A 7,195-nucleotide genomic window follows, 5' to 3' on the forward strand; every position below is an offset into this window, starting at 1 on the left:
TCCTTGCGCGAAAAGTGCGGGATCAGTTGCGACGGTCGATGCCGGGCACCAGGCCCAGTTCGCTGGCGCGCTCGTACAGGCCGCTCATCTTCCACTGCTGGGTGAGCACACCCGGGCCATAGGGACGCGAGCCGCCGAGGGCGTCGGCGAGCAGCTGGATCTGCGCGCCCTCCTCCAGCAGCAGGATGAATTCGGCGGTGGCGCGCAGACCCTGCTTGCCCCACACGGTGGCGCCGCCGTTGGCTTCGAGGATGGCCAGGTTGAACGGGTTGGCGGCGATCTGCTCGAGGATGAAATCCACCTCGGCCTGGCGGCGGTCGATGTACACCGGCAGCTCGCGGGCCAGCTGGTAGCGCTGCACCGGCACGTAGTGGAACGGCAGGCTGCGGTGGGTCTGGGCCCAGGCGCCGAGGTAGGGGCTGTGCACGTGGGACACGGTGGTGATGTCGGCGTGGCTCTGGAACAGCTTGGTGTAGCGGCCCAGCCCCCCCTTGCCCTTGCCGAGGATGACATTGCCGGCGAAGTCGCTGACCGTCGCCTCCAGCGGCTTGCGGTGGTTCCACGGGCCGCCGTAGTTCACCGACACCAGCAGTTCCTCGCCGGGCACCCGCTCGATGAAGCCGACGGTGCCGTTGGCGGTGATGGTGCGGGTTTCGCGGAACACGCTGAAGGCCGCTTCGGCCTCGGCCAGCACCTGGTCGGTGAAGGCTTGCAGCTCGGCGGTGAGGGGGCGTTCGTTGATCAGTACGGTCATGGTCGGTCTCCGGTATCAGGCGCGGCGCTGGGCCAGCAGGTCGTGGGCGGCTTGCAGGGGGCGGTGGTCGACCCAGTCGGCGAGGTCGAAGTCGCGTTCCAGGAAGCCGTGCAGGTTGAGGAAGGTCTTCTGGGTGTCGAGGAACGCCAGGCGCTGGGGCGACAGGTTCGGTGCCAGGGTGGTGTGGAAGTCGCCGCGATACGCTTCGGCCACGCCCTGGCTGCCGGCGCGGGTCTCGTCCTCGAGGATGCCGTTGAGCGCGTCGCGGTTGCCGGCGGCCCAGTCGGCGGCGCGCAGGGTCTGGGCGAGGAAGCGCGCCACCAGGTCGAAGTGCTCGTCGAGCAGGCGCTGGTGCACGGTGATCGGCCGGGGCGTGCCGTTGTTGATGCGATGGCGCGGGTCTGCCAGGGCGTCGAGGTCGATACCGACCACCAGGCCCAGGCGGCGGGCGGCGTCGGCGGCGGCGGCGCCCTTGACGTACACCGCGTCCACCTCGCCGCGCACCAGTGGGTCCAGGCCCGACCACAGCCGTTGCAGGCCCAGTTGCGGGGTGCCGGCGTCGAGCTGATCGAGCAGCGCCACCTCCACCAGGTGCACGTCATCGAAGCCTAGGCCGGCCGAGGCCAGCGCACCTTTGTAGCCGTGCAGGCTCATGGCCCGGGCGATGCTGCCGGGGCGGTTGTCGCCCCAGGCCGGCAAGGCCAGGCGCTTGCCGCGCAGGTCTTCTGGGCGGCGGATATTGCTGTCGGGACGGACCAGAAGGGTCTGCCATTCCTCGATCCAGGTCAGGCCGATCAGCCGTGTCGGCGCACCGGCGGCGCGGGCGGCCAGGGCCGGCAGGTTGCCACCCTCACGGAACAGGCCGGGGAGCTGGTGATCGTAGTGATGATGGCCGAGCTGGCGGGCCTCCTGCAGGGTATCGATGGGCAGGCCGTCGGCGGCGAATTCGTCTTGCAGCCAGCCGAGCTTGTAGGCGATGCCCGAGGCGGTGGGCACCGGGCAGCGGGTGAACCAGAGGCGGTCCAGCGTTGCAGGTTGAGGGGCGGCTTGAGCGAGGGTCATGGGGGGCTCCTTGGGCGTCGTGCAAGGACCATTGCAGCGCCCGTGCCAACGGCTGGAACGCCCGGAATACAGGGCTTTTCGCTTTAGGTCAGGGGCAGGATTGCTGGCCAGGGTGCAGGATTGCGGCGCGGGTGCTGCCTGATCAGCAGAAACTGCGACCAGGGGTGTTGCTGGAGCAGCAAGGGCGCGCTGAAAGCCTGATGCGGCAAGGGCTCCATGGGGGTGGCAAAGAAGTTGCTCTGGTGTTTGCAGGACTGGGGCCGCCGCGCGCCCCATCGCCGGCAAGCCGGCTCCCACAGGGTTCTGTATCACCTCCTGTGGCAGCCGGTCCCCCGCACACCGCCATCGAGGTAACCCATGACCACCATCGAACACCCGCCAGCCCGGCGCATCACCCGCGAAACCGAAGCCATCGACATCGCCCGCCAGGTCGCCGGCGAAATCGCCGCCCTCGCCGCCGACCCGCGCAACAACGGCCAGCTGCCCCGCCGCCAGGCCGAGCTGCTGTCGAGCAGCGGCCTCACCGCCATCGGCGTGCCCACGCAGTTCGGCGGTCTCGGCGCCTCGGTCGCCACCATCGTCGAAACCGTGCGCCTGGTCTCCAGCGCCGACGGCGGCGTCGGCCAGCTGCTGCAGATCCACAACGTCATGCTGCGCGGCGTGCTCGGCGGCTATCCCGACGAGGTCCGCGACCGCGTGCTGGCCGATGTGCTGGCCGGCAAGCGTCTGGGCAATGCCCTGGCCGAGGTCGGCGGCAAGAACAAGTTCGCCCTCAAGACCCGCGTCGAACGCCGCGCCGATGGCCGCCTGGTGCTCAACGGCAGCAAGTTCTATTCGACCGGCGCCTACCTGGCCGACTGGATCTCGCTGACTGCCGCCAGCGAGGATGGCGGCGCCGGCGTGCTGCTGCACCGTGACACCCCTGGCCTGACCCTGGTCGATGACTGGCACGCCTTCGGCCAGCAGCACTCGGTGAGCGGCACGGTGAAGTTCGACGAGATCGTTCTCGACGAGCGCTTCGTCACGTTGCGCAGTGGGCCGATGAAGCGCACCGGGCTGACCTTCCCGCAGATCCTCCACGCCGCCATCGACAGCGGCATCGCCGCCGGCGCCCTGCAGGCGGCGGTGGCCTACCTGCGCGAACATGCCCGGGCCTGGGTCGAGAGCGGCGTCGAGCGGGCCAGCGACGAGCCGCACATCATCCGCCAGGTCGGCGAGTACGCCGTGGCCCTGCGCGGCGCCGAGTCGGTGCTGCGCGAGGCGGCGCGGGTATTCGACGCCCATGAGCGCACGCCCGAGGACAAGGCCCTGGAGGATGAGCTGATCCTTTCAGTGGCCACCGCCCGGGCGCATGCCGATGCGGCGGCGCTGAAAATCTCCAGTGACCTGTTCTCGTTGCTGGGGGCCAGCGCCTCGCTGAGCAAGTGGAACCTGGACCGGTTCTGGCGCGATGCCCGGGTGCACACCACCCACGACCCGATCCGCTGGCGGCTGCACAACGTCGGCAACTACTACCTCAACGGGGTGGATCCAGGGGAGTACACGGCAGTGCTCAATGCCAAGCAAGCGCAAGGCGCCACACGCCGCTGAGGGGTTGCGCCCTTGGGGGCTGCCATGCAGCCCTTTCGCGGCGCAAGGCCGCGCGCGAGTCCTGTAGGAGCGGCCTTGTGTCGCGAAGGGGCGCGCAGCGCCCCCGGCGACCTCGAACACCTCCCGCCACCACCAGATCCGAGCCCTGCATGACCTCCAGACACCCGCTCCTGCGCGCCCTGGCCATCTACCGCGAGATGCCCTGGCGCTTCACCCTGGTCACCACCCTGTACATCGCCGGCAACCTGGGCCTGGCCTGGCAGCAATGGCTGATCGGCCATGCCGTCGACGATGTCGGCGCCGGCCGCGCCGTCACCCGCCTGGCCGACGGCAGCCTCGACGCCAGCCTGGGCTGGCACTGGCTGTGGACGCTGCTGGCCATCGCCCTGGGCCGCGGCCTGTTGCAGTACGCCGCCGCCGTGCTGTCGCTGGTGCTCAGCCAGGCCCTGCTGACGCGCCTGCGCGAACGCATTCTCGAACAGGTCCAGGCCCTGCACCTGGGCTACCACTGGCACCATGGCATGGGCGAGCTGGTGACCCGCACCACCCGCGACGCCGACAAGGTGCGCGATGCGCTGATCACCTTCTGGCGGCAGATCGTCGAGACACCGTTGGTGGTGCTGGCCGCGGTCGGCCTGCTGGGCTGGTACGACCCACTGCTGGGCCTGGTCCCCCTGCTGCTGACCGGCGCCGGCTTGTGGCTGTTCGTGCGCCAGACCGGGCGCCTGGTCAGCCTCGATCGGGCTGTCGCCGGGGCCTACGACCAGGTCAGCCAGGAGCTGGCCGAAGGCATCGGCGGCGTGCGGGTGATCAAGGCGTTCGGCCTGGAAGATCGGCGCATCGCCCGTTTCGCCGAGCAGGTGACACTGTTCAGCGGCCATGCCCGGGCGGCGCTGGCCTACGCCAGCTCGCGCATTCCGTTGCCGCAGGCGGTGGTCGCCCTCGGCCATGCGTGGATCCTGGTGTATGGCGCCCACCAGGTGGCCGCCGGTCGCCTGGGCATCGGCGAGCTGGTGACCTCGCTGCTGGTGGCGACCACCCTGGTGTTTCGCATCGAAGGCATCGGCCGGGTCATGCAGACCTTCGCCGATGCCCGCGCCAGCGCCGAACGCATCTGGCAGCTGCTCGACGAGCGCCCCGCCGTCGTCAGTGGCCCGAGCGCGCTGCCAGCGGGGCCGCTGGGCCTGAAGCTGGACCAGGTGCGCGTGGTCACGCCAGGGGCCGACCGCGACCTGCTGCACGGCTGCTCGCTGCACCTGCGGCCCGGCGAAGTGGTGGCCCTGGTCGGTGCCACCGGCAGCGGCAAGAGCCTGCTGGCCAGCCTGCTGCCGCGCCTGACCGAGGCCGACGGCGGCAGCGTGCGGGTCGGCTCCGACAGGGCTGGCTGGCACGATGTACGCGACCTCGACCTGGCGGCCTTGCGTCGCCGGGTGCAGGTACTGCCGCAGGAAAGCTTCCTGTTCTCCGACTCGCTGGCCGCCAACCTGCGCCTGGCCGCACCGCACGCCAGCGACGGCGAGCTGCGCGAGGCCCTGCGCCTGGCCGCCGCCGAGGATGTGCTGGAGCGCCTGCCCCATGGCCTGGACACACCGCTGGGGGACCGTGGCGTGACCCTGTCCGGCGGCCAGCGCCAGCGCCTGTGCCTGGCCCGCGCGCTGCTCGGCGCGCCCGATATCCTGTGCCTGGACGACGCCACCAGCGCCCTGGACGCCCAGAGCGAACGTCGCGTGCTCGACAGCCTGCGTCGTCTGCGCGGCGACCAACGCCGGGCGCCGACCTTGCTGCTGATCACCAGCCGGCTATCCACCCTGCTGCTGGCCGACCGCGTGCTGCTGCTCGACGGCGGGCGCATCAGCGCCAGCGCCAGCCACGCCGAACTGGCCACGCACAACGCCCTCTACCGCGACCTGCTGGGGATCGAGCATGGCTGAAAGCGATATCGACATCGAACAACGCCTGGCCCGCCAGGCCCTCGACCGCGGCATGCTGCAGCGCCTGCTGCCGCTGCTGCGGCCGATCTGCGGGGCGATCGTGGCGGTGATCGGCCTGGAACTGCTGCTGGTGTTCACCGTGTTCCTGCGGCCATGGTTCGTCCGCGAACTGCTCGACTACGGGCTGATCCAGGACGCCGGTCACTGGCTGCTGGACGAGCGCCTGGTGTTATGGCTCGGTCTGGGCCTGGCGGCCAGCTGGCTGGGACGCTTCCTGCTGGCCGGCGTCTCGCAGTTCATCGCAGGGGCCGCCGCCATCCGCGTGCTCAACGCCTTGCGCGTGCAAGTGTTCGCCCACGTCCAGGCGCTGTCGGTGAGCTACTTCGACCAGACCCGCGCGGGACGCATCATCGCCCGCGCCGACCGTGACGTGGATGCCTTGGAGCCGCTGGTGGTGCAAGGCCCACCGGAGCTGCTCGGCGCGGTGCTGCGCTGCGGCCTGGCCGGGGTGATGCTGTGGCGCATCGAGCCGAGTTTCTTCTACAGCCTGGCCGCCACCGTGCCGCTGCTGGCACTCGCCACCTGGCGCTTCAAGCGCGTGTCGCAACGCAACTGGGCCAAGGTCGCCGAGCAGCGCAGCCGCTTCACCGCGCACCTGGTCGAGAGCGTCAGCGGCGTGCGGCTGATCCAGCAATGCGCGCGTGAAGCCAGCAACCAGCAGCGCTACCGCCGCCTGCTGGAGGACTTCAACCAGGCGCTGATCCGCGGCAGCCTGCGCGCCGGCTGGTTCGCCCCGTTCACCGCGTTGCTGGGCACGGCGGGCATGGCCGTGCTGTTGCTGGTGGGCGCCTTCGGTCTGGCCGAGGGCCGGGTGAGCGTCGGCCAGGTGGCCGAGAGCCTGTTCTACGTGTTCCTGTTCCTCGGACCGCTGCAGGAACTGTCGGACCTGTTCGAACGCTACGCCACCGGCAGCGCGTCGGCGCAGCGGATCTTCCTGTTGCTCGACACCCGCGCCCAGGTGCTCGACCCCGAACGGCCACGGGCGCTGGGCCGGGCCCGTGGCCAGGTGGACTTCGAGCAGGTCGGCTTCGCCTACGGCGCCAGTGGTGGACGCCCGGTGATCGACGGGCTCGACCTGCATGTTCCGGCGGGCGAGGTGCTGGCCATCGTCGGCCCCTCGGGGCATGGCAAGAGCACCCTGGTGCAGTTGCTCACGCGCTTCTACGACGTGCGGCACGGCACAGTGAAGCTCGACGGCATCGACCTGCGCGAACTGGCCCAGCGTGACCTGCGGCGCAATGTCGGTGTGGTGCTGCAGGACAACGTGCTTTTCAGTGGCAGCCTCCTCGACAACCTGCGCCTGGCCCGGCCCGACGCCAACGACGCCCAACTGATCGCCGCCGCTCGCGAACTGGGCGCCGACGAGGTGCTGGAGCGCCTGCCGCTGGGCTATCACACCGAGGTCGGGCCGCTGGGCAGCCACCTCAGCCACGGCCAGCGCCAACTGGTATGTCTGGTACGCGCCTATCTGGCGGACCCGGCGGTGCTGGTGCTGGACGAAGCGACCTCGGCGGTCGACGTGCACACCGAGCGGCGTATCCAGCAGGCACTGCGCCGGCTCTGCGAGGGGCGCACGGCGATCATCATCGCCCATCGCCTGGCGACCATCCGCGACGCCGACCGGATCGCCGTGGTGCGCCATGGACGGGTGGTCGAGCTGGGCCGGCATGCCGCGCTGGTGGAGGCCGGTGGGGTGTATGCCGGGTTGTATGAGGCGTATCTGCGCAGTGCCGGGGAGCAGGTTGGCGGAACCACTCAACCTGTGTAAGAGCGGCCTTGTGTCGCGAAAGGGCTGCGC

The 7,195-nt window shown here is 70.4% G+C and carries 5 protein-coding genes; 3 read left to right on the forward strand and 2 right to left on the reverse strand.

Annotated features, from left to right (window positions below; all coding sequences use genetic code 11):
- Positions 1–22: 22 nt before the first annotated feature.
- A complete protein-coding gene (locus N7422_RS18235) occupies positions 23–754 on the reverse strand; it encodes a class II aldolase/adducin family protein (RefSeq protein ID WP_279807860.1) in 732 nt (243 codons plus the stop codon).
- Positions 755–769: 15 nt separating this feature from the next.
- Positions 770–1,816, reverse strand: a complete 1,047-nt coding sequence (locus N7422_RS18240) for an ABC transporter substrate-binding protein (protein WP_279807861.1) — start codon at positions 1,814–1,816, stop codon at positions 770–772.
- A gap of 357 nt (positions 1,817–2,173) precedes the next feature.
- Between N7422_RS18240 and N7422_RS18245 the strand changes: the two genes are divergently transcribed.
- The 3 genes from N7422_RS18245 to N7422_RS18255 all read left to right on the forward strand — a co-directional run bounded on the left by N7422_RS18245 (position 2,174) and on the right by N7422_RS18255 (position 7,165).
- Positions 2,174–3,406: an acyl-CoA dehydrogenase family protein gene (locus N7422_RS18245; protein WP_279807862.1), complete on the forward strand. Its 1,233-nt coding sequence runs from the start codon at positions 2,174–2,176 to the stop codon at positions 3,404–3,406.
- A gap of 149 nt (positions 3,407–3,555) precedes the next feature.
- Positions 3,556–5,337 (forward strand): ABC transporter ATP-binding protein, encoded by a 1,782-nt coding sequence (locus tag N7422_RS18250; protein WP_279807863.1) that lies wholly within the window; start codon positions 3,556–3,558, stop codon positions 5,335–5,337.
- Positions 5,330–7,165 carry an ABC transporter ATP-binding protein gene (locus N7422_RS18255; RefSeq protein WP_279807864.1) on the forward strand — a complete coding sequence of 612 codons (1,836 nt, stop codon included), beginning with the start codon at positions 5,330–5,332 and terminating at the stop codon, positions 7,163–7,165. Before N7422_RS18250 ends, N7422_RS18255 begins: the two co-directional genes overlap by 8 nt.
- Positions 7,166–7,195: the final 30 nt, after the last annotated feature.

This window comes from Pseudomonas sp. GD04091 (assembly GCF_029836165.1).
GTDB lineage: Bacteria > Pseudomonadota > Gammaproteobacteria > Pseudomonadales > Pseudomonadaceae > Aquipseudomonas.